Origin of the sequence: Blastopirellula marina, from assembly GCF_002967765.1 — a bacterium.
Lineage (GTDB): Bacteria > Planctomycetota > Planctomycetia > Pirellulales > Pirellulaceae > Bremerella > Bremerella marina_A.
Window position 1 is genome coordinate 755,623 of record NZ_PUHY01000010.1, and the last position, 22,311, is coordinate 777,933.

Sequence of the window (22,311 nt, forward strand, 5' to 3'; positions counted from 1 at the left end):
AAATGCCGATGCGTTTTGGGGGAGAGTAAGTTCCGTACTCTCGCCAGATCGCATCGGCATTTTGCTTTTCTTGCCAGGCAATCGGGCCCACGCATGCTCTTCCAGGCACCGGTTTCGAGGGCAATCTCCCCAAAATCGTCGTCCGAACCGCTACGATTTGGTCTATCTGTAACGATTTTGTTGCCCTGTTGGCGGCTTCCTCGATAATGGAAGAGGATGCGTCCGTCCCGGTCTTGGGGGCATCAGACGTATGACCTAATCTAGATTGCTGAGGGTCGTACCCGATTTTCGGTTCCTCCCCTCATCCCAACTCGTAATCTCGTCCACGGCACAATCTGATGAAGCGTTTGACTTACTCGATCTTGGTCCTAGCTGTCGCCTGGTTTTGTTGCTCAGGCACCGCTTCGGCCACGATTGTCGAAATGAAAAACGGAATGCGACTCGAAGGTTCCGTCGGCAAAATCGCCAGCATGAGCGACGACCCGCTGAAGACGCCAACTGCCGGGGCCGTCGATCTGCAGCTGATCGTGCTGATCGATAACGAGTTGAAGCGTACCTTCGTGCCGACCTCCCAGGTGCAAGACGTTCAGGAAGCTGCCCCGACGCCGGTGGAACGCATTAAGATTGATCAGCGAGTTGCCGATTCTGGCCGCAACGTGCACGCTGTGGGCGAAGGCATTCGAATCACACCATTCGACGAATTTGGCCGTCGTATTTACTCAATGCAAACCGCCCAAGGGCCGATCGATGTGATCCAGGGAATCACGGAGATCACACCAGATTGGACCCGTGTGCAAGGACTCATGGCCGAGCATAAATACGTCTGGGACATGCGCATCAAGACCAGCACGATCCCACGTGACAAGCTGAGTGCCATCTTGATGCGCCGCATCGATCCGACCGATTCCTCGCAGCGACTGCAAATTGTCCGTCTCTATTTGCAAGCAAAGCGTTATCGCGACGCGGCAGTCGAACTGCAATCGTTGTTGGGTGACTTTCCTGAACTCAAGCAGTTCCGCAAACAACTCGATGAGTTATGGCAGTTAAGCGCCAATACGCTGATCGACGAAGTTGAGCTTCGCAAAGACACTGGCCAACATAACCTGGCTTACGGAATGCTGAACAAGTTTCCGAGTGACAACGTCGCCAGTAGCACGCTTCTGAAGGTCAGTTCGATGCTTACCGAGTATCAAACGGCCTACGAACGTCGCGACAAGATGTTTGCTCTGCTGAAGCAGCATCGTGCGGAGTTCACCGATCCAACGAAAAAGCCACAAGTGGATGCCGCCGTTGATGAGATCGAAAAGGAGTTGAACATCAACAACATGGATCGCCTCGGACCTTATATGCGTCTGTCGGACGATCCCAAACTGACCAATGAAGAAAAGCTGGCGCTCGCGCTAAGCGGCTGGATCTTGGGACCTAACGACGCGACGGAAAACATGGCGGTTGCGTTAAGCGTGTTCGAATCGCGCGACTTGGTTAGCGAGTATATAACGAACCGGATCGACGTCGATCGACGTGGGATCTTAGAGAAGCTGAAGGGCATGGAAGGTGGTGCCCCAGCTTACGTTGCCAAGATCATGCAGTACATGAAACCACCTCTGTGGGATGCCGAGCCGGAAACGGCATCCGAGATCCCCGGATACTACTTGATGCGTGTCCCAGGTGTGCCCGGCCACTCTGACTTCTTTTATTACGTGCAACTTCCACAAGGGTACGATCCGTATCGCAAGTATCCCACGGTGGTCACGCTGCACGGGGCCGGAACGACTGCCGAACAGCAGATCGACTGGTGGGCGGGTTCTCATAGCGAGAAGGCGAAGATCCGTATGGGCCAGGCCGCGCGACATGGGTATATCGTCATCGCTCCGTTATGGGCGGAAGAACATCAGTACGAATACAACTACTCCGCGGTCGAACATGCTTCGGTCTTGTTCAGCTTGCGTCACGCCCTGCGTCACTTCTCAGTTGATACCGATCGCGTATTCCTTAGCGGGCATTCGATGGGTGGTGACGCCGCTTGGGATATCGGCTTGGCTCATCCCGATTTGTGGGCTGGTGTGATCCCGCTCGTCGCCAAGGCAGATAAATACGTCGCTCGGTATTGGGAGAATGCCCGTCATGTGCCGTTGTACTTCGTGTGTGGTGAACTCGATGGCAATAAACGAGAAATGAATGCACGTGACTTTGATCGCTACCTAACCAAAAACGGCTTCGATACGATGATCGTGGAGTATCGAGGGCGCGGTCACGAACACTTCCAAGACGAAGTCCAGGACATCTTCACCTGGATGGACCTGCACAAACGCAACTTTTTTCCCAAAGAGTTCGAAGTCGTTTCGATGCGACCGTGGGATAACTTCTTCTTCTGGTTGGAAGTCAGCGACTTCCCAGAACGCAGCCTTGTGCTTCCGTCGAACTATCCCGAACCGAAGAAAGCCCCCGTTACGATTCGCAGCAAGATCCTCGATACCAACGGGGTGCTGGTCGATACGGGAACTGGCAAAGCGAACGTTTACCTAACGCCAGACATGGTGAACTTCGACGAACGGATCTCGATCAATTATAAGAGTCGCAACTATGGCACAGGCGTCGAGCCGTCGACGGAAGTCATGCTCGAAGACGGCCGAACCCGTGGAGACCGCTTACACCCATTCTGGGCGAAAGTCGATACGAGTGACCGGTAGTTGATTTCACCGATCACTCACTTAATTACATCAACGCGTCACGCGATTCTACTCGTCGGTGACGCAGCCTTGCGATGCGCTCTTTACATTCTTGATGTACTTATAGAGCGTTCCGCGGGTAACCTTGTAAGGCGGTGCCGTCCAAGCCGCTTTGCGGCGAGCCATTTCTTCCTCGGGCACTTCCAAATTGATAACCCGCTTGTCAGCGTCGATCGTAATGATATCGCCATCTTGAGCCAAGGCGATCGGACCACCCACTTGAGCTTCTGGGGTCACATGCCCCACGATGAAACCGTGCGAACCACCCGAGAAGCGACCGTCCGTCAGCAAGGCGACGTGTGGCCCCAAACCGGCACCCATGATGGCCGAGGTCGGCGTCAGCATTTCTGGCATCCCCGGCCCCCCCTTGGGACCTTCGTAACGGATGACGACCACGTCCCCTTTGACAATCTTCTTGTCTTCCAAAGCGTGTAGCATGTCTTCTTCTGAATCGAAGACCTTAGCTGGGCCACTGAACTGCAAACCTTCCTTGCCGGTGATCTTGGCGACGGAACCTTCGGGAGCCAACGTGCCGAATAGCATTTGTAAGTGGCCGGTCTTCTTGATCGGGTTCGACAGCGAGTGAACGATGTCTTGGCCTTCGGTCAGATCAGCAACTTCGGCACAGTTCTCGGCCAAGGTCTTGCCTGTGACAGTCAAGCAGTCGCCGTTCATCAGGCCTTCCTTCAGCAGGTACTTCATCACGCCCGGCGTGCCACCGATCTTGTGCAGATCTTCTTGCACGTACTTACCGCTCGGCTTGAAGTCCGCGAGCATCGGAACGCGATCACTGACGGCTTGGAAGTCTTGCAACGTGAGGTCGATGTCAACGCTACGAGCCATCGCGATCAAGTGCAGCACAGCGTTGGTCGAACCCCCGAGTGCCATCACGACGACCATCGCGTTCTCGAAGGCCTCGCGCGTCATGATGTCGCGCGGCTTGATGTCTTTTTCCAGAAGGTTACGAATTGCCGCACCGGCTCGATGACACTCTTCGATCTTGCCTGGATCTTCCGCTGGGATGCTGCCGGAGAAGGGGAGGGACATTCCCAAGGCTTCAATCGCGGAAGCCATCGTGTTGGCGGTATACATACCACCGCAAGCACCAGCCCCAGGACACGACTTACGAACGATTTCCTTTCGTTCGTCTTCGGTGATCGCACCGGCCAGGAACTGGCCATAGCACTGGAATGCCGAAACGACGTCCAGTTTCTCGCCGTTACGAAAGCCTGGCTTGATCGTGCCACCATAAACCATCAAAGCAGGGCGGTTCAAACGTCCCATCGCGATCAAACAGCCTGGCATGTTCTTATCGCAGCCAGGGATCGCCACCAGGCCATCGTACCATTGCCCACCCATGATCGTTTCAATCGAGTCAGCGATCAGATCGCGAGACTGGAGCGAAAAGCTCATCCCGTCGGTTCCCATCGAGATCCCGTCACTAACCCCAATGGTGTTGAAACGCATCCCGACCATGTCGGCTGCAACCACACCTTTTTTGACCTCGTCGCCCAGTTTGTTCAGGTGCATGTTGCATGGGTTGCCCTCGTACCAGACGCTGCAGATACCTACCTGAGCCTTTTGCATGTCCTCGTCGGACATCCCAGTTCCATACAACATGGCCTGGGATGCACCTTGGCTTTTCGGTTGGGTGATACGCGAACTGTACTTGTTCAGGGGCTGGGACACGCGTCGATTCCTGCTAGTCAGATTAGGGGCGGGCGAAAATAAATCAGAATCCGTTATTCTAGCCAGACATCTCAATTGCTGCCAGGATCGGTAAGATTGGAGAAAAACCGTCATATCCGACAAATTAGCGGCAATTCTGCCCTAATCTGACAGGAAAGCTTGAGGTAAAATAGGGAAAACGACCAACCCCGTAGATCAGTCCGCGCGCCCTGCTAGGGAGCCCACCGCCAACATGAAAACCTGCCTTCTGTTGACTGCTTGCTTGATTGCTTTCGCCATGCCTTCGATTGGAGTGGCGGATAACGACGACCTTTTGTTCGACGAAAACTCATTCGCCGGTTGGGAAGGCAACCTGGACTGGTTTCGAATCGAAAACGGGTCGGTCGTGGCTGGTCGATTAGACCAAGAGATCCCTCGCAACGAGTTCCTGTGCACTGAGCAGGAGTTTGCCGATTTCGAGTTATCGCTCGAGGCAAAGTTGGTGGGCGCTGGGAAGAACGCTGGGATCCAGTTCCGTAGCAAGCGGATTCCCGATCACCACGAGGTGATCGGTTATCAATGCGATATGGGCTGGGCTGGGGAGAAACCAATCTGGGGTTCTCTGTACGATGAATCACGTCGTCGCACCTTCCTAGCCGAAGGCAACGCCGATAAGGTTAAGAAAGTACTTGAAGGGAAAGACTTTATCCCGTTAAAGATTCGTGCCCAAGGAAAGCACATCCAGATTTGGGTGGGGGATGTGAAAACAGTCGATTATCACGAGAAGAACGAGAACATCCCGCAGTCGGGTGTCATTGGTCTTCAGATTCACTCTGGTCCGAAGTGCGAAGCCTGGTACCGTAATATCCGCCTCAAGAAACTATAAGTCGCGGTATCGATGAGTTCTCATATCAAGTTCTTTTACTTCGACTTGGGCAAAGTCCTGCTCGACTTCGATCATGATATTGCTTGCCGTCAATTGGCAACGATTTTGGGGACGACGCCTGAAATCATTCGGCAAGATGTCTTCCATTCGGGCGAGCAATGGAAGTACGAGCGAGGCGAGATCACGACGCTCGATCTGCATGACTGGCTCTGTGATCGCTATGAGGTGGAAGCTAAACTCGAAGATATCGTCCACGCCGCCTCTAGCATCTTTCATCCGATTAGCGATTCGATTGAGATTGCCCACCAACTTCACGCTGCGGGGCACCAGATGGGGATCTTGTCGAACACGTGTGATTGTCACTGGGAATATTGCCTAGACAAGCCGTTTCCTTTCCTGGTTGAGCTATTCCCAGTTCATGCCCTGAGCTTTCGTCTGGGGCACATGAAGCCGGACCAGGAGATTTACCAAAAAGCGGCGCAATTATGCGGGTTTGCCCCGGAAAACATCTTCTTTGTGGACGACCGCAAAGAGAATGTCGAAGGCGCGGCTTGTGCCGGTTATGACGCCGTCTTGTTCGAATCGCCGGCTCAACTAAGGCTTGATTTGGCTTCACGCGGAATTTCTCTCTAGCAATTCCGGCCAGACGTGGTGGTTATTGCGCGACCTGCCACCCGATGGTTCTATCTTTCACGGGTAGATCGCTTGCAGTGCTTCGATTCCGACCTAATCTTCCCCAGGTTCCTTATGTGATGGGATTTCTAATTGGGGCAGATCCATGTCATCAAATACATCTGATTCGCAGCGATTGGTTTTGCACGTCGATGACGACGAGAACTTCTTGAAGCTTTCCAAGCATCGCTTGTCGAATGAAGGTTACAGCGTCGAATCCATTTCTCGGCCTGAGCATGCACTGAAGTACTTGCTCAACTCGCATTGCCGAGTTTGCATTCTTGATATTGATATGCCACGCGTGAACGGGCTGGAGCTCTTGCAGGAGATCAAGTCCTACGACGGTGGTATCCAGGTCATCATGCTTACCGGGTTGGTATCGCAAATGACCGTCCTTGAATCGCTACGGGGCGGAGCCGAGGCATGCTTCTTCAAGCCGATGCCAGATTTTACACCGCTGTTGGAAGCGTTGGACGCGACGTTTGTTAAAGCCGATCGCTGGTGGCACTGCTTATACGAGTTGAAGAACCGCCGCCAATCAGAACTCGGTGGCGCCGAAACGGCCCTGTCCCAGTTCTAAAAACTCTGGAAGTGAATGCTTCAAAGACGGAATCATCATGAGCACCACCGATCATACTGACGAGCTATTGTTGGCCTTTATCGACGAGTCGATCCACTCGATTCATGGTCTGGCCGACCAAATCACAGCTTTCCTCCAGAATCCAGCCAACGCGGATTCGATCAATGGTGTGTTTCGAACCGTTCACTCTATCAAAGGGAACGCTGGGTTCTTCGGTCTTTCGGCGATTAAAAAGTTTGCGCATGCCGTCGAGAACACACTGGATGATATCCGCAATCAAAAGCTCACCCTGAATGAAGAACTCAATCGCGTCCTGATCGAGGCATTTGACAAGCTCAACTCCTTATTACAGCAGGTCGAAGCTGGCACACATCAGGACGAACTGACTGACGATGAGATCCAACTTCTGGAACGAATCGGTGAGCTTGCTGCCGAATCTTCCAGTGGCTTCTCCGAAGAGGATCGCCTCTTGGAAGAATTGAGGGAACTAGCCGAAGAGATGAGTGCGGCTGGTTTTCCCGAGTCCCTGCGATGGTCTGAGAAAATTGCCCAGCTCGTCCGCTGCAACTCGGAAGAGGAAGCCGAAGCGGGCAATTCGCCTGATAGTCTCTCAACTCCTGAAGAGATCCTCAAACAGACATTCACAATCGACGGTGAAGATGTCTCGCAGTTTGTTCACATCGTGGCTAGCGCGTTCCAATGGCCCTCCTCGGGCAAATGGGAAGATAGCCATTCGTGCACAGTGCTGGATCGCTTGTCCGATCTGTCAATGATGTGCCGAGTGAAAGGTAGCGAAGGAGACCACAAAAAGATCGAATCGGCGATCAAAGATTTCAAAACTTTGTACGAAAGCCCGATCGGTGTCGACAAAGGTCTGATTTCGGTCATCTGGGATCAAGTTGCCATCGTGCTCGATCGCTTCCACGTGATCGAAGCCGCACCAACGGCCAAAGAAGCTCCAACTCAGAAGGCAGAGGCCGCCAAGGAAACATCTGCTCCAGAAGCCGCTCTACCGCAAGCCAAACGTTCTCGCTCAATTCGCGTGAATGAAAACCATCTCGATCGATTCCTTGACGACGTCTCTGGCTTGTTCATTACCTGTGAACGACTCAAGGATGTACAAAGTCGGATGTCCGATGCAGAATCGATCGCTGATTTGGTCGAAGAACTACGCCAAATAAATGTCACCTTCTCGACGCAAGCGAACGAACTTCAGAAGAGTGTCGTCTCGCTGCGTAAAGTTCCAATCGGTTCGCTGTTGTCGAAGTTCCCACCCATGGCTCGCAAGCTGGCGAACGACTTGAGCAAGAAGATCGATGTGCACATTGAAGGGGACGACGTTGAAGTCGACAAATCGTTGATCGAAGACCTCGACTCGCCATTAACGCACATGATTCGTAATGTGGCCGACCACGCGATTGAAAAGCCAGAAGACCGCCTCGCTCGCGGCGTAAACGAGTCTGGCAACTTATGGATCAAAGCCGAAACGACTCGTACTCATGTCGTCCTCACGATTCGCGACGATGGGCGAGGTATCGATCCATCACGCATTCGCCAGAAAGCCCTCGACAAACAAGTTCTGCCGGCCGATCAGATTCATGCGATGTCGGATGCGGAAGTGATCGACTTGATCTTCCATCCCGGCTTCTCGACCGCCGATCAGATCACAGACGTCTCAGGTCGCGGTGTCGGTATGGACGTGGTCCGTACGACAATTCGCGATCATGATGGCGATGTGCAAGTCGCCTCGGTCGTTAACGAAGGAACGACTTTTACCGTTGAGATCCCCATTCGCCAGGCAGTGCTCGTGATCGATGGCCTTTTAGTGGGAGCCGAAAAAGAACAGTTTGTCCTTCCCTTCGAGAACATTCGCGAAGTTCTGGAGGTCGACATCGACGAAATCAAGACGTGCCATGGCATGCCGATGACGGTCATTCGTGGCCAAACAGTTTCGGTTCTGTCGCTGGCCGAGCAAATGGAACTCGCCACTGGAACCAGCTACCAAGAGAAGAAGCGACATCCGGCGGTGCTTGTCGCGAACAAAAAGGGAGCTGCCTGTCTTCTCGTCGATCGCGTCATTGGCAAACGCAAGGTCGTGGTTAACGACATGCAAAATGTGCTGGAGAATTGCCGCCGCATCGGCGGCGTGGCTCAGATGGGCGGTGGTCGTCTGGCGTTGGTTGTCAGCGTGCCCGAAATCGTTAAGTCAATGCTCGATTACTAATCGACTTCAGCGTAGTCACCTAGCGGCAAGTTGACCTTAACCAAGGTGCCTTGCCCAGGGGAGCTTAAGATCTGAGCTTCACCGCCCAGTAAATTCGCTCGCTCGTAAATGCCGGAAAGACCACAGCGTCTTGGATCGACCTTGCTGGGATCGAAGCCACATCCTTCATCGCTAACGGTAATTTGGATCGTCTTTTCATCTTGCAGAATCGCAATGCTCGCGGAATTGGATTGGCTATGTCGTCGCGCGTTGTTCACTGCCTCTTGCACCGTTCGATAGATGGCCATTTCTAATGAAGGGGCCAACCGCGTGAACTCGAGATGGTGACGAAACTCGATCGTGAAGTCGTCTTCGATCATGCGGGTTACCAAATCGTCGATCGCCGCGACAACGCCACCTTCTTCGAGACTGAGTGGTCGCAAACCGTTCAGCAAGCGACGAATCTCACCAATGGCATTGGACAGCAACTGGGTCCCGCGCTGCACTTCTTTCTGTCCATCAATCTCGGATGGAATGATACTGGAACCGGTTTGTAAGAACATCAAGGCACCGGTCATGTCCTGCACTACCCCATCATGAATTTCGTACGCAATTAAACGACGATCACGTTCGTGCGTATCGAGCATACGCCGGAGCGCCATACGATCGCGCAAGATTCCTTCTTCGCGCCGCTTATGGGCGCTGATATCGAGAAAGCATGCCCACAGAGCTGGGCGTTGGGCAAACCGAATTTGATCGACGTAGACAGCCGAATGGCGAACGTTGCCTTGTCCATCCTTAAGCCTAACGGTCGCACCGCGGATTGGTTGGTTATTCTTGATACGGTCGAGCAGCGATTGCCGCTGCATCGGATCGAGATAGAAGTCGCCTGTCTTCTGCTCGCGTAAGGTTTCATACGGGATCGCAAAATACTCGGCTAAGGCGTGGTTACCATAAAGGACTTCGCCTGTTTCCAAATCGGAGATCACCACCGGAACCGGCGTGTTCTCGACCATAATTTCGATTCTGCGATCACTTTCGGCTAGTTCCTCGACCAGCTCATCTTTGCTCTTGGCGATTTCGGCGATCTTGGCATGATCGTCGGTGACATCAACTGACACCCCCACGACCAAATCGACATCTGGTGTCGGATGAAAAGGTGAATACCAGATTTGCAGGATGCGTTCCGTTCTCTTGCCGCGGATGCATGCAATCTGCTGGCGTTGCTCTTCGAAGGTCCTCGTGATGGCCGCTTCCAAGACCTCGCCTTCCTCTGGCGAAACGAACTCACGGACGTACATCCGCTCTTTTTCTGGATAATGCTCCTTAGGGAAGTGATTGAGGTACTCGACCTGGCAATCTCGGTTCACGACAAATACAAATACGGGAACCGATTCTAGGATGGATCGAAAGAAGGCATTTTCTTTCTTCAGCTGGGCGTTCTCCTGTTCGAGTTCGGCAACTCGCCAGGCCAGCGTCTCCGCCGTTTCGCCACGATAGCAAGAGTCTCTCTGGTCGGGATCCAAGATAACGCTGCCTTCCAACGCAAGGAGAAGAGATGTCCAACAAAAAATGGGTTGCTGGAATCGAAACATCCAGCAACCCATTCTAGCTGTTCATTCCCATCTGACGAGGGGAAAACCAGGGCGATCCGCTTACAGGTACATGTTGAAGATGTGCTCCAACAGTTCCTGGCGACCACTCTCGTTGGGGCTGACTTCCCCTTTTTCGAGCATGTAAGCTTCGAGCGTTTTGAAGTTGTGCTTGCCCGATTCAATATCGGCACCGACGCCTTCATCCCAGCTCTTGTAGCGATCTTTGACGAACTGCTGAAGCTTACCGTCCGCACGAATCGCGGCGGCAACTTTCAGTCCCTTGGCAAATGCATCCATCCCGCCAACGTGAGCATAGAACAAGTCGATTGGATCGAAGCTTTCGCGACGGACCTTCGCGTCGAAGTTGACGCCCCCAGTTCCCAGACCACCATACTTCAAGATCGAAAGCATGCACTCGGTGGTCAGGTAGTAATTGGTTGGGAATTGGTCGGTATCCCATCCCAATAGCAGGTCGCCGGTGTTGGCATCGATCGAACCCAGCATGCCACTTTGACCGGCGTATTCCAGCTCGTGCTGCATGGTATGCCCAGCCAGCGTGGCATGGTTGGTTTCCAAGTTCATCTTGAAATGCTTATCCAAGTCGTACGACTTCAAGAATGCCAAGCAGTTGGCCGTGTCGAAATCGTACTGATGCTTGGTCGGCTCTTTCGGTTTAGGTTCGATGAGGAACTGACCGTCGAAACCGATTTCCTTAGCGTAGTCGACCGCCATGTGGAAGAACTTCGCCAAGTGGTCCAGCTCTCGTTTCATGTCGGTATTCAATAGGTTCTGGTAACCTTCGCGACCACCCCAGAACACATAGTTTTCACCACCAAGTTGCTTGGTGATTTCCAACGCCTTCTTCACGCTGCATGCCGCGTAAGCGAATGCATCCGCATTACAGCTAGTTGCAGCACCATGCATGAAGCGTGGGTGGCTGAACATGTTGGCCGTGCCCCACAATAGCTTGATGCCGGTGCGTTCTTGCTCTTCTTGCAGAGCCGCAGCGACGGCGTCGAAGTTCTTGTAGGTCTCGGTCAAGTTCGCGCCTTCTGGTGCGACGTCACGATCATGAAATGCGTAGTAAGGAGCGCCCAACTTCTCGATGAATTCGAAGGCAACCTTCACACGTTTAATGGCATTATCGAGCGAATCGGTCCCATCGTCCCAAGGACGAACAGCCGTGCCAGGACCAAACGGATCGGAGCCAGTTCCCCGGAAGGTGTGCCAATAAACCACGCTGAAGCGGAAGTGCTCCTTCATGGTCTTTCCTTCGACGACTTCGTCTGGGTTGTACCAACGAAACGCGAGCGGATTACGCGACTCAGGGCCTTCGTATTCAATTTTGCCAACATTGGGGAACGCGGTCATGGCTCTTTCCAAAAGGGGTGTGATGGGTTTGCGTTGAAGATGGGTGCCTAGGCTTCGCCTAGAGTTCTAATTGGGAATCGGCGAACACCATTTCACTCTGGTGTCGTTTGATCTCTGCCTGAATTTGTTCGATGATTTTTGGGTTATCTTTCGCGACATCACGCGACTCACCTGGATCGTGATCTAGGTTGTAAAGCACGGGTGGCTCGTGGATTTCAGGCTTCGGTTGACCATAGCCTGATTGCGTCTTGAGATGCATCTTCCAAGGTCCATAGCGGACCGCCATTAGGTCGTAGCCCCGGTAGAAGAAGAACGTTTCGCGGCTACTCTTACCTGATTGTTTGAAAACCGGCGTGAGATCGTGGCTGTCAAACGTTCGATCGGTTGGCATCTTCAGACCGGCCAGGGAATGGAAGGTCGCCATCAAATCCATCGTGCTGCCAATATCCGCGGCAACGGACGACGCTGGAATGGTCTCTGGCCACCAAAAAATTGTTGGCTCTCGCATGCCACCGTCCCAGGTGCTTCCCTTCCCACCGCGAAGTGGACCGGCCGAACCACCATGGTCGCCGTAAGGAAGCCAAGGACCATTGTCGCTACAGAAGACAACAAGCGTGTTTTCATCCAGCCCCGTGTCGCGCAGCTTTTGCAGCACTTGACCAACGCTCCAATCGATTTCTTCGATCACATCGCCGAAGTAACCGCGTCGGCTCACGCCTTCAAATTCCGGCGAACGAAACAACGGAACGTGGGGCATCGAGTGGGCGAGGTAGACGAAGAAAGGTTCATCCTGATGTTCATCGATGAACTTGACCGTCTCTTCGGTGTAACGTCGCGTGATCGTCGTTTGATCGGCTGGACGTTCGATTATCTCTTCGTCCCGCATCAAGGGAACGTTGAAGTATTCACTCTTTGGGTTCCAGAATGCCTCACGTCCCTTCAGCGCGGATGGGGCTCGATCCATATCATTGGAATAAGGAATTCCAAAGTAGTAGTCGAAACCGTTGCTCGTCGGCAGAAACTGTTTGTGATGCCCAAGGTGCCACTTGCCGATACAGGCCGTGGCGTACCCTCCATCTTGCAGTGCTTCTGCCAGAGTGATCTCTTCCGCCGGGATTCCTCCCTTGGAATTAGGAAACAGCACCCGTCGCTTGTTACTGCACATTCCGTTTCGACAGGGCAACCGACCTGTCATCAACGCAGCCCTACTGGGCGTACAAACCGGGGCACCAACATAGAACTGCGTGAACTTCATTCCCTCGCCGGCCATTTGGTCGAGGTATTTCGTCCGAATCGTTGGATTCCCAAAGCAACCCAGATCTCCGTATCCAAGGTCATCGCAGAAGATTACGACGAAGTTCGGCGGCGATTTCTTAGCGGTCTCTTTAGCAATAGCCGGCCGAAGTCCAAACGAACCGATAACGACCAGCAAAAACGTGAGGGCAGGGAGGCAGGAGCGGAGTTTTGGCATGAAATGAAATCTCCGGAAGAGCGACAAGCGCGAAAAGGCAGGTGTGAAGGTCATCATAAGGCCTCGACTGGCATCATTCAACCAACGAGGCGTTACACAAATCTGAGAAATTTTCCGTTAGGACCGTAAGCAGTTACGAAGACGTGAATCGCTTTAAAAGCCAGTCTCCCCAGGCTCCCGACAACTGAGCAATCGAAAAAAGGAGGCGCGCCTTGCCTGGAATAACGATCTCGGTTTGATGTTTTTCACAACCTGTAAGGACCCGTCGGGCGAGGTCTTTCGGGTCGATCGCCTTGACTTTGACGCCCGCTCCAGGACTACGGGCAGCCTCGGGAAGTCCGGTGGTTTGGGTCTCGTAACGCTGTCCGGAATCGCCTCGAGCAATCGGACCGGGGCAAACTAACAGGACGTGCACGCCCGACTCGGCCAATTCCAGGCGTAATTGATGGTTCATCCCAGCCAAAGCAAACTTAGACGTTGCGTAGGGACCGATATATTTCGAGGCACTCTTGGATGCGAGCGACCCCATGTTCACGACGTGACCTTGAGAGGCCTTCAACATCTCGACCGCAGCCTGAACACAGCGAATCGACGATAGCACGTTCAGATCGAACGAGATGAGAAAATCATCAATTGACGTCTCGCACAATAGTCCCCGAGCACTCGCCCCGGCAATGTTAAACAAGGCATCCAGCTTGCCATGTTTGTCCTGAATGTGCTTGAACAAGTTGATGACCGAGTCATCGCTGGTCACGTCCGTGGGAACGATGGTCGACTTCGTTCCACTTGGGTCGATCTGCTGGGCTGCTGCTTGCAGCTTTGTTTCGTCACGCGCCGCCATCACAACGTGACAACCACGTTCAACTAACTGTTCGGCGAGTGTCCGACCAAAGCCTTGCGAAGCCCCGGTCACCACCGCCACTTTATCCCGCCAGTACGTCACCGTTGTCGTTCTACTTCTCTACGAGGCATATCCTGTTGTCCAACAAAAACCCCTGATCCGCGAAAAGCGAACCAGGGGGGAAGGGTGCATGATGGGAGTTGGTATTATACGGTGACCTCATACCCTTTGCGAGCATTGCGCGACTGCATGGCGTTGGCCTGATCGTCGCCCAGAATCTGCTCGGTCTTTGGGTCCCATTTGAGCGACCGATTCAAACGGATTGCGATGTTCGACAAATGGCAGGTCGTCAAGGCTCGATGATGGGTGAACACGTCCGAAATCGGCTGCTTCCGCGTCTTCACACATTCGAAGAAGTTGGTCATGTGGGCATTGCCGTTGGCTGGCATGCTGCCTCCGTATATCTTAGCGATGGCATCCTCAGGCAGGGGATTGTCCTTCAATGCATCGACCGGGGCACCAACAATTTTGCCACGGTTTACCAGGAATCGGCCTTCCGTTCCCATGAACATGATGCCGTTGTCGAAGCCAAGTTCATCTTGGTGCGAATTCTTAATGTCCATGACTACGCCATCCCCGAAGGTTGCTTTGACATGGAACTTGGTCGCCGTGTTGTAGCGGTCGTCTTGGACTGGCATCCCATCTTTGAAGTCGACTGGATGTTCCGCGTAAAGCGGCTCGATCGACGTCGGGCCCATTCCATCTTCACTCTGGCCGATCGCCCACTGCGCGATATCGACATGGTGAGCGCCCCAGTCGGTCAGCTTGCCGCCTGAGTATTCGTACCACCAGCGGAATTCGTAGTGACAGCGGGTATTCACCGTGTTCCCACTTTTACCCCAGCGATAATCGACCAGCGGCGCTTGTCCGAGCCACTTTTCCCAGTTCAGCCCCTTGGGAACATCAACGACTGGAATCGATTTGCAAGCTGGCGCACCACCGATGGCGACGGCAATATTCTCGACCTCACCAATGCGGCCGTCACGTACCAAGGCAACCGCTTGCAGGAAACGCAATCCCATTTCGCTTCGCTGCTGGGTACCGACCTGGAAGACGCGTCCCGTTTCCTTGGCGACCTGGCAGATCTTCTTCCCTTCGTCGATCGTCAATGTGAGCGGCTTTTCGCAGTAAACGTCTTTGCCGGCTTTCATTGCTTCGATCGCGATCTTAGAGTGCCAATGATCGGTCGTCACGATGGTGACAATCTCAATGTCCTTCCGGTCGAGGATCTTCTGATAGTCCTCGTAAACGTCGACTTGGCGATCGACACCTTTCTTCGATTGAATGTCAGTGACCTTCTTCTTCGCGCCCGCGGCGTGATTCGCATCGACATCGCAAACCGCGACGACATCACCCAGTCGCATCGCGTTCGGGCCGACCGCATTCCAGCGGCTTCCGGTACCGATACAGCCAACAATGGGGCGATCGTTCGACTCTTTTGCCTTTTGTTCGTCCGCGGCCAACGCGTTTTGACCGCTGAATATGTAAGGAGTTGAAGCGGCGGCCGCGACTGTCGCGGCAGAATTTTTCAAAAACTGGCGTCGATCCGATTTTCGATGACTCAAGGCGAGACTCCCTACAAGATTAGTTGGTTGCGGCGGCGGAATAACTGGCAAGAATCGCAGAAAGCGATTGTTCGTAACATCATTCCCACCATTCCCCAGGGTCATTCAAGGGAACACAGACTGGACTTAGAGAAGGGTTAACGGGAACGAGGACTTTATAATATCCTTTGTGGCAAGCCGATACCAGCAAACTCGAAAAAACAGAACGGTTTACAGAAAATCAACTCAAAACAACGCAACGATTCGCTTGAGTCGGATATCTCGCCGTAAACAAGGGACTACGTGAATTGCTTGTCCTTTGATAGCGAATTACTCGGGCTATCACCTGTCTGGAAAAAAGGGGAAAGTGGGAATAAATCACGCAGATCGAGAATTCTGAATGGTTAAGGTTTCTCAAAACCCCATCGTCATGACCCGAGGGATGGGCTAGATTTATGCGTGTTGTTTTCGTTTTCCGAGTTGTTTTTACCCCTGGCTGCGAAATATGTCTGCCGCTCGAATCTACCCGAACCGTGCCCGTACGAAGATCGTCGCCACCGTGGGACCTGCTTGCCGCACCCCCGAAATGCTCGAGGAATTGATCCTCGCTGGGGTCGACGTCTTTCGCGTGAACCTGGCTCACGGTGATCTGAAAGATCACTCTGAGGTAGTGAAGAATATCCGCGAGATCAGTGCAAAAGTCGATCGACCGATCGCTGCTCTGGCCGACCTTTCGGGACCTAAGATTCGTCTCGGCATCCTGCAGGAAGAAATCGTCCAATGCCACGAAGACGAAATCTTCACGTTCGTCCGCGGGGAAGAAACCTCGGAACCGAATCAACTGACTTGTAACTACAAGCCCCTGATCGACGAACTGGAAGTTGGCAACGACGTCATGTTGGCCGACGGTACCGTCATGATGAGTGTGCTCGAGAAGACTGCCGACTCGGCGATTTGCAAAGTCGTGCAAGCCGGACCAATCCGTAGCCGCCAAGGTATTAACCTGCCAGGCACGAAGCTCAGCGTACCAGCGCTGACTGAACAAGATATCGAACATGTGAAGTGGGCCGCGGAAAACGACCTCGACTACGTTAGTCTCAGCTTTGTTCGCTCGCCAGACGACATTCGCCAGTTGCGTGATCTGCTGATGCAGCACGAGTCGCGGGCGTTTATCATCGCTAAGATCGAGAAACGCGAAGCATTGGATAACCTGGACGAAATCGTCCGAGAATCGAACGGCGTGATGGTCGCTCGTGGTGACTTGGGTGTCGAAATCGACGTTGCCGAGGTGGCTGCTTCTCAGAAGTTGATTGTCTCGACCTGTTCGCGTATCGGCCGCCCAGTGATCGTTGCGACCCAGATGCTCGATAGCATGACCACCTCCAACCGTCCAACCCGGGCGGAAGCGACCGACGTGGCAAACGCCATTTTAGATGGTGCTGATGCTTGCATGCTTTCTGGCGAAACGGCCGTGGGCGTGCATCCGGTTGCCGTGGTGAAGATGATGAATCGCATCATGCTGGCCACGGAAAAGATGTGGTTAGAGCAACGTGGTAAGTCGAGCCGCATCGACAACCGCGTCGCCCAAGTGCACCCGGTTACCCAAGCGGTGGTTTCTGGTGCTTCGATTACCGCCGAACATCTCGATGCCAAACTGTTGGTCACGGCAACGCGAACCGGCGGTACGGCTCTGACGAAAGCCAAGTTGCGTGACGCGATCCCAACGATCAGTGTGTCGGACTCGGACGCGGCGTTGCGGCGTATGTGTCTCTATTGGGGCGTGACGCCAATCTCGAATGCTCCGGTCCATAACGGCATCCAGCTTCGCCGCTTTATCGATCAATGGGGCCTCGGCAACGGTTACCTGGAAGAAGGTGATCGCGTTGTGTTCGTCACCGGTGGCGGGATTATGCAGTCGGCTGAATACATCGTGGTGATTCACCGCGTTGAGAAGCCGCATGAATAGTTAATAGAGCTGCCATCGAACTCAGCCGGAACCGAACCTTCTCGTTCCGGCCTCACGAGACTTCACCACGATGGGCGGCGATCCAGCTTCGGACGACGTGCTCGGTCAGGTTGCCTATCACAAAGCACCAGATTCCGCATAGCGCCGCCCCGCTGATCACACAGACGATCAGCACGGCCCAGTTAAACTCTTGGGGCGGAATCCAACGCCCACTAACGACGCCTAAGGCACCTCCCATAACGGTTGCCTGCGCCGTGCTGTAGACCTGCCAAACCGACAGTCCTGTCCGTTCCGCCAGATTCGGATTCTTTCTTTCGTGAGTTTCCACTGGCGCAATTGGAAGCGAGCCTCCTACGGATGGCCAATCGTGTCTTTTCTTCTTTCGATCTCGATCCATCCGGTGCCCTACGTACGAGGCCAACAAATGGACGCCGATGACCAATAGCATTAACACCGTCCAACATGCAGCCAAGGGGCCTAAGAGTCGCAGGATGCCGAACACTAATCCGCACACGGCCATCACGATCGCCAACGCCCACAGCGAATAACGGGGTAAGGTATCGGTCACGTTCGAGCCGTCGTCGGTCATATTCTGCCCCATACAGAGAGAATCGATACGAATACCTGCTAATCGTAGCGAGATCACAACAACTCGCCAAATAGAAGCAGAGGCTCCATAATGGCAACTTGATCTCGTCGCACGTATTGACGAATCGGTCGGATACCCGCAAAATTCGGCGCAATGTCACCATCCGCCCTACTGACATAGACCTAAAATACATCTAACTGCCATTAACACCGACGAAGCCAAGATTCAGGGAACACCAAGATGACGCTACTGTGGATTGGACTGGGAACGCTGGCAGTCATCTTGATTGGCATGGTCACCTACGACCTGACTCAAAAGCGTCACGCGATCTTACGTAACTTCCCGGTCATCGGTCACTTCCGTTATTGGTTGGAAGCGATCGGACCGGAACTGCGGCAGTACATCGTTACCAGCGATAATGAAGAACGCCCATTCAGCCGAGACCAACGCCGGTGGGTGTATGCTTCCTCCAAGCGAGAGAACAACTACTTTGGCTTTGGCACCGACAACGACCTGGAGTCGACGGCCAATCACCTGATCGTCAAGCATTCGGCGTTTCCAGTCGATTCGGCTTTGCCAACCGATCCGCTGTACGATGCAGACTATCACCTACCGTGTGCCAAGGTGATGGGTGCGCATCGCAATCGCCGCCACGCGTTTCGTCCTAACAGCGTGGTTAACATCTCCGGCATGAGCTTCGGTTCGCTCAGTGGTCCGGCGGTCGAAGCACTAAATCGCGGGGCCGCCCTGGCCGGCTGCCTGCAGAATACAGGGGAAGGGGGCGTTAGCCCGCATCACCTTGCCGGTGGCAATCTGATGATGCAGATCGGTACAGCCTACTTTGGTTGCCGCGATGCGAATGGACGCTTCGATCTCGAAAAGCTGAAAGACGTTTGCGCCGCTTATCCCATCAAGGCGCTCGAAGTGAAGCTCAGCCAAGGTGCTAAGCCAGGCGTCGGCGGTTTGCTTCCAGCAAGTAAGATCACACCGGAGATTGCGGCGATTCGTGGCATTCCACTAGGTAAGGATTGTGCCAGCCCAGGCAAGCATCGCGAGTTCAGCAACGTCGACGAAATGCTCGACTTCGTGGAACGAATTGCCGACGCGACCGGTTTGCCGGTTGGTATTAAGTCGGCTGTGGGGGAAACCCGTTTCTGGAAAGAACTCGCCACGCAGATGGCCACGACCAATCGTGGTGTCGACTTCATCACAATCGATGGTGGAGAAGGGGGGACCGGTGCAGCTCCGCTGGTCTTCGCCGATCATGTGGCGTTACCGTTCAAGATTGGCTTTACTCGCGTCTACAAAGAGTTCTATGAACAAGGTCTGCACGAGCACGTGATCTTCAACGGTTCAGGTCGACTCGGCTTTCCCGAAAGCACACTCTTCGCCCTTGCGTTAGGGTGCGACATGGTGAGCGTCGCCCGTGAAGCGATGCTTTCCATCGGTTGCATTCAAGCCCAACGCTGCCACACGGGTCATTGCCCGGCCGGCGTCGCCACGCAAAACGCTTGGCTACAGCGAGGGCTTGATCCAACCTCCAAAGGGGTGCGCGCCGCGAATTACATCGTGACACTGCGAAAGGACCTAACCTACCTAAGTCATTCGTGCGGTGTCTGGCATCCTGCTTTAGTGAACCTAGATCACTTCGAATTGCTCAACGCAGGCAAACCATCTCAGCCAGCGACGGAGATCTACGACCAACGGGCCGACTGGGGGCTTCCCTCGCAAGCCGATCGCGACATGATTCAAGCGATCATGCAAACACCTCCGAAGCAGCGTGCTGACTTGCTGTTGGCAAGAACCATCAAGACCGATCCGGTCAATCAAGACTACGCATCTTTGAACTAGGTCGCTCTCTTACCCTTTATCGCTTTGGTTTGCACCGCACCGCACAAACCTAACGACACGCTGTACCTAAAATGTTTCGTTCCCTACGACGAGCATTTTTACCCAGACAGCCACGAATTTTCATGCCCCAGATCGACCCCGAAGCCGTATTCAACCATGCTTGTGCTACCGGCTATGACAAGCAGTGGGCCGAGATGGCGGCGCTCCGAGATGCGATTCACCTGCTAATCCGCGGAATCTTTCTCGATCTGCCGAAACAAGCCCGAATCCTTTCTGTCGGAGCAGGTACCGGGGCGGAGATGCTTTACCTGGCGCAGCAGTTTCCCGACTTTCGCTTTGTCGCCGTCGAGCCGTCGTCCCATATGTTGCAGGTTTGCCAATCGAAGGCACAAGAAGCCGGAGTCTTAGATCGTTGTGAATTCCATGTCGGGTATCTGGAAAGCTATCTCAACACCGAACCATTCGACGCGGCTACTTCGCTGTTGGTATCTCAGTTCTTATTAGATCGCGATATCCGAACCGACTACTTTCGCCAGATCGCCCAACGACTTCGCCCCGGCGGTATCTTGGTCAGTTCCGACTTGGCATCGGATACGGATGCCGTCGACTACGAGCGTCTGCTACAGATCTGGATGCGTACGCTTCAGTCCGCAAGAATTCCAGAGGAAGCAACGCACAAGATGCGCGACACTTATAAGAATGATGTGGCAGTTCTTCCCCCAGCAGAAGTCGCGACAACGATTGCCGCCGCAGGCTTCCATCAGCCGACCTGTTTTTACCAGGCCGGCCTAATCCACGCTTGGCATGCGGTACGCTCTTAGCCATGTCCAGTTTCGTTACTGCAGTTCCGTCCGCATGCGGGCCAGCTTTTCGCGAAACTCGTTCAGCTTGTCAGCATACTTTGGATCGCCCGCCAAGTTGGTTGTCTCATGCGGATCGTTTTTTAGATCGAACAACTGCTCCAACTTCGGCTCCGTCTTTTCGTAGTCAACGTACTTCCAATCCTCCGATCGCACGCCTTCGCTTTGTGGAATGGTCGCGTGCGGGAAGAGGTGTTCGTACAAGAACTCGGTTCGCCATGGCTCGGATTGTATGTCTTCCACCAACGGCTTCAAGCTTTGTCCTTGCATCACTGCGGGAATCTTGACACCGGCAAAGTCCAACAGCGTCGGAGCAACATCGATGTTCAGCACCATCTCGTCCAGGTGACGACCACGAAGTGATTTGGGTAAGCGTGGGTCGTAGACGATCATCGGAATCCTAATCGACGGCTCGTACATCAACCATTTACCGGACAGCCCATGTTCACCTAGAAAGAAACCATGATCTGAGGTGTAAATGATCACGGTATTATCAGCCAGTTTCTTCTCGTTCAGCTTGCCAACCATCGCTCCGACAAAATCGTCGACACCTGTTAGTAGACGGTAGTAATCCTTGACGTTCTTCTGCAGCATTTCGTCTCCGTCGAAACGTCGTTCCCAGCGAACCCGAGACTCGCCTCCTTGCAGTTGCTTCGGAAGCTTTGCGTACGCTTCCTCACTCACGGTTTCGGCCGGGGTGATTTTGTCTTCGGCGTAGTATTCCGTGTATTTCGGGGCATGGCGAAACTGCCAACCAGGGCCATCTTGGCAGTGAGCCGCTTTGAAGCTGACTTGTAAACAGAACGGCTGATCGGCCTGACAGGTATCGAGGAACTCAAGCGTTTGATTCTCAAGCCGCTGCGTCATGTGCGGCTGGCCATCGACAAAGTACTGACCTTGGCCCGCGAAGCCTTTCCAGTAGTCGTATTGATCGGCCGGTAGGTTGTTGCCCACGCCCCATTTGCCAATAAACGCTGTGCGGTAGCCAGCCGCGCGAAGCAGGGCGGGGAACGTTTGCTGAAAAGCTTCTGGCGTCAACACGGTGCGGAAATCAACCACGCCGTGCCGTCGAGCATACTGCCCAGTGAGAAACGATGCCCGGCTTGTCGCGCAAATGGCAGTGGTCGCAAACGCATTGTCAAACGTGACACCTTCTTCGGCCAGCTTATCAATGTTGGGAGTCTTGATTACGGGATTCCCCATGCAGCCCAGGGCGTCCCATCGCTGGTCATCGGTGAGCAGAAAGATCAAGTTCGGACGTTCAGCGGCTTGCGTCTCAGCAATTCGCAACGAGAACAGGACAGCCACGATGGCCATAAAAAGAATGGTTCGATTTCGCATGGTGGGCAACAAATTTGAAGGGTAGGGGAGGGGAGTAAATAGGATAAGAGAGTCGCTAGGGTAGCAAATCTGCTTCATGGCAGC

At 53.8% G+C, this 22,311-nt stretch carries 16 protein-coding genes; 8 read left to right on the plus strand and 8 right to left on the minus strand.

The annotated features are described in order from the left end of the window. The first annotated feature begins 338 nt into the window (after positions 1 to 338). Positions 339 to 2,690 (plus strand): alpha/beta hydrolase-fold protein, encoded by a 2,352-nt coding sequence (locus tag C5Y83_RS14230; RefSeq protein ID WP_114304680.1) that lies wholly within the window; start codon positions 339 to 341, stop codon positions 2,688 to 2,690. Positions 2,691 to 2,738: 48 nt separating this feature from the next. Here the strand turns inward: C5Y83_RS14230 and ilvD are convergent, their stop codons facing one another. After that, positions 2,739 to 4,418 (minus strand): dihydroxy-acid dehydratase, encoded by a 1,680-nt coding sequence (gene ilvD, locus C5Y83_RS14235; protein ID WP_233207226.1) that lies wholly within the window; start codon positions 4,416 to 4,418, stop codon positions 2,739 to 2,741. 232 nt (positions 4,419 to 4,650) lie between these two features. On the opposite strand from ilvD, the gene C5Y83_RS14240 reads away from it, so the two are divergent. The 4 genes from C5Y83_RS14240 (at position 4,651) to C5Y83_RS14255 (ending at position 8,759) form a co-directional block, all read left to right on the plus strand. Continuing rightward, complete coding sequence (locus tag C5Y83_RS14240) at positions 4,651 to 5,283, plus strand: DUF1080 domain-containing protein (protein WP_233207227.1); 633 nt, start codon at positions 4,651 to 4,653, stop codon at positions 5,281 to 5,283. Between the two features lie 12 nt (positions 5,284 to 5,295). Continuing rightward, positions 5,296 to 5,916, plus strand: a complete 621-nt coding sequence (locus C5Y83_RS14245) for an HAD family hydrolase (RefSeq protein WP_105330393.1) — start codon at positions 5,296 to 5,298, stop codon at positions 5,914 to 5,916. 145 nt (positions 5,917 to 6,061) lie between these two features. Then, positions 6,062 to 6,535 carry a response regulator gene (locus tag C5Y83_RS14250; protein ID WP_105330394.1) on the plus strand — a complete coding sequence of 158 codons (474 nt, stop codon included), beginning with the start codon at positions 6,062 to 6,064 and terminating at the stop codon, positions 6,533 to 6,535. Positions 6,536 to 6,572: 37 nt separating this feature from the next. Further along, complete coding sequence (locus tag C5Y83_RS14255) at positions 6,573 to 8,759, plus strand: chemotaxis protein CheA (protein ID WP_105330395.1); 2,187 nt, start codon at positions 6,573 to 6,575, stop codon at positions 8,757 to 8,759. On the opposite strand, the gene C5Y83_RS14260 is transcribed toward C5Y83_RS14255, so the two are convergent. The 5 genes from C5Y83_RS14260 to C5Y83_RS14280 form a co-directional block, all read right to left on the minus strand. After that, positions 8,756 to 10,264 carry an ATP-binding protein gene (locus C5Y83_RS14260; protein ID WP_158262363.1) on the minus strand — a complete coding sequence of 503 codons (1,509 nt, stop codon included), beginning with the start codon at positions 10,262 to 10,264 and terminating at the stop codon, positions 8,756 to 8,758. The two genes, C5Y83_RS14255 and C5Y83_RS14260, sit on opposite strands and share 4 nt — an antisense overlap. Positions 10,265 to 10,393: 129 nt before the next feature. Further along, entirely contained in the window at positions 10,394 to 11,704 is a 1,311-nt protein-coding gene (xylA, locus tag C5Y83_RS14265) for a xylose isomerase (protein WP_105330397.1), read from the minus strand. Between the two features lie 58 nt (positions 11,705 to 11,762). Beyond that, a complete protein-coding gene (locus C5Y83_RS14270; protein ID WP_105330398.1) occupies positions 11,763 to 13,175 on the minus strand; it encodes a sulfatase in 1,413 nt (470 codons plus the stop codon). A gap of 133 nt (positions 13,176 to 13,308) precedes the next feature. Next, positions 13,309 to 14,118 (minus strand): SDR family NAD(P)-dependent oxidoreductase, encoded by an 810-nt coding sequence (locus tag C5Y83_RS14275; protein ID WP_105330399.1) that lies wholly within the window; start codon positions 14,116 to 14,118, stop codon positions 13,309 to 13,311. A gap of 104 nt (positions 14,119 to 14,222) precedes the next feature. Next, positions 14,223 to 15,641, minus strand: coding sequence for a Gfo/Idh/MocA family protein (locus C5Y83_RS14280; RefSeq protein ID WP_233207228.1), 1,419 nt, complete (start codon positions 15,639 to 15,641; stop codon positions 14,223 to 14,225). A gap of 484 nt (positions 15,642 to 16,125) precedes the next feature. Between C5Y83_RS14280 and pyk the strand changes: the two genes are divergently transcribed. Beyond that, positions 16,126 to 17,586, plus strand: coding sequence for a pyruvate kinase (pyk, locus tag C5Y83_RS14285; protein ID WP_105330401.1), 1,461 nt, complete (start codon positions 16,126 to 16,128; stop codon positions 17,584 to 17,586). 52 nt (positions 17,587 to 17,638) lie between these two features. Here pyk and C5Y83_RS14290 read toward each other — a convergent pair whose 3' ends face one another. Then, entirely contained in the window at positions 17,639 to 18,232 is a 594-nt protein-coding gene (locus tag C5Y83_RS14290) for a hypothetical protein (protein ID WP_146117780.1), read from the minus strand. 183 nt (positions 18,233 to 18,415) lie between these two features. On the opposite strand from C5Y83_RS14290, the gene C5Y83_RS14295 reads away from it, so the two are divergent. Beyond that, positions 18,416 to 20,026, plus strand: a complete 1,611-nt coding sequence (locus tag C5Y83_RS14295; protein ID WP_105330403.1) for an FMN-binding glutamate synthase family protein — start codon at positions 18,416 to 18,418, stop codon at positions 20,024 to 20,026. A 122-nt stretch (positions 20,027 to 20,148) separates the two neighbouring features. Next, complete coding sequence (locus tag C5Y83_RS14300) at positions 20,149 to 20,847, plus strand: class I SAM-dependent methyltransferase (RefSeq protein WP_105330404.1); 699 nt, start codon at positions 20,149 to 20,151, stop codon at positions 20,845 to 20,847. Between the two features lie 15 nt (positions 20,848 to 20,862). On the opposite strand, the gene C5Y83_RS14305 is transcribed toward C5Y83_RS14300, so the two are convergent. After that, positions 20,863 to 22,203 (minus strand): sulfatase, encoded by a 1,341-nt coding sequence (locus tag C5Y83_RS14305; protein WP_158262364.1) that lies wholly within the window; start codon positions 22,201 to 22,203, stop codon positions 20,863 to 20,865. Positions 22,204 to 22,311 lie beyond the last annotated feature (108 nt).

Coding starts and splice junctions, on each gene's coding strand:
- C5Y83_RS14230 (WP_114304680.1), top strand. CDS start 339: ATGAAGCGTTTGACTTACTCGATCTTGGTCCTAGCTGTCGCCTGGTTT.
- C5Y83_RS14240 (WP_233207227.1), top strand. CDS start 4,651: ATGAAAACCTGCCTTCTGTTGACTGCTTGCTTGATTGCTTTCGCCATG.
- C5Y83_RS14245 (WP_105330393.1), top strand. CDS start 5,296: ATGAGTTCTCATATCAAGTTCTTTTACTTCGACTTGGGCAAAGTCCTG.
- C5Y83_RS14250 (WP_105330394.1), top strand. CDS start 6,062: ATGTCATCAAATACATCTGATTCGCAGCGATTGGTTTTGCACGTCGAT.
- C5Y83_RS14255 (WP_105330395.1), top strand. CDS start 6,573: ATGAGCACCACCGATCATACTGACGAGCTATTGTTGGCCTTTATCGAC.
- xylA (WP_105330397.1), bottom strand. CDS start 11,704: ATGACCGCGTTCCCCAATGTTGGCAAAATTGAATACGAAGGCCCTGAG.
- C5Y83_RS14270 (WP_105330398.1), bottom strand. CDS start 13,175: ATGCCAAAACTCCGCTCCTGCCTCCCTGCCCTCACGTTTTTGCTGGTC.
- pyk (WP_105330401.1), top strand. CDS start 16,126: ATGTCTGCCGCTCGAATCTACCCGAACCGTGCCCGTACGAAGATCGTC.
- C5Y83_RS14295 (WP_105330403.1), top strand. CDS start 18,416: ATGACGCTACTGTGGATTGGACTGGGAACGCTGGCAGTCATCTTGATT.
- C5Y83_RS14300 (WP_105330404.1), top strand. CDS start 20,149: ATGCCCCAGATCGACCCCGAAGCCGTATTCAACCATGCTTGTGCTACC.
- C5Y83_RS14305 (WP_158262364.1), bottom strand. CDS start 22,203: ATGGCCATCGTGGCTGTCCTGTTCTCGTTGCGAATTGCTGAGACGCAA.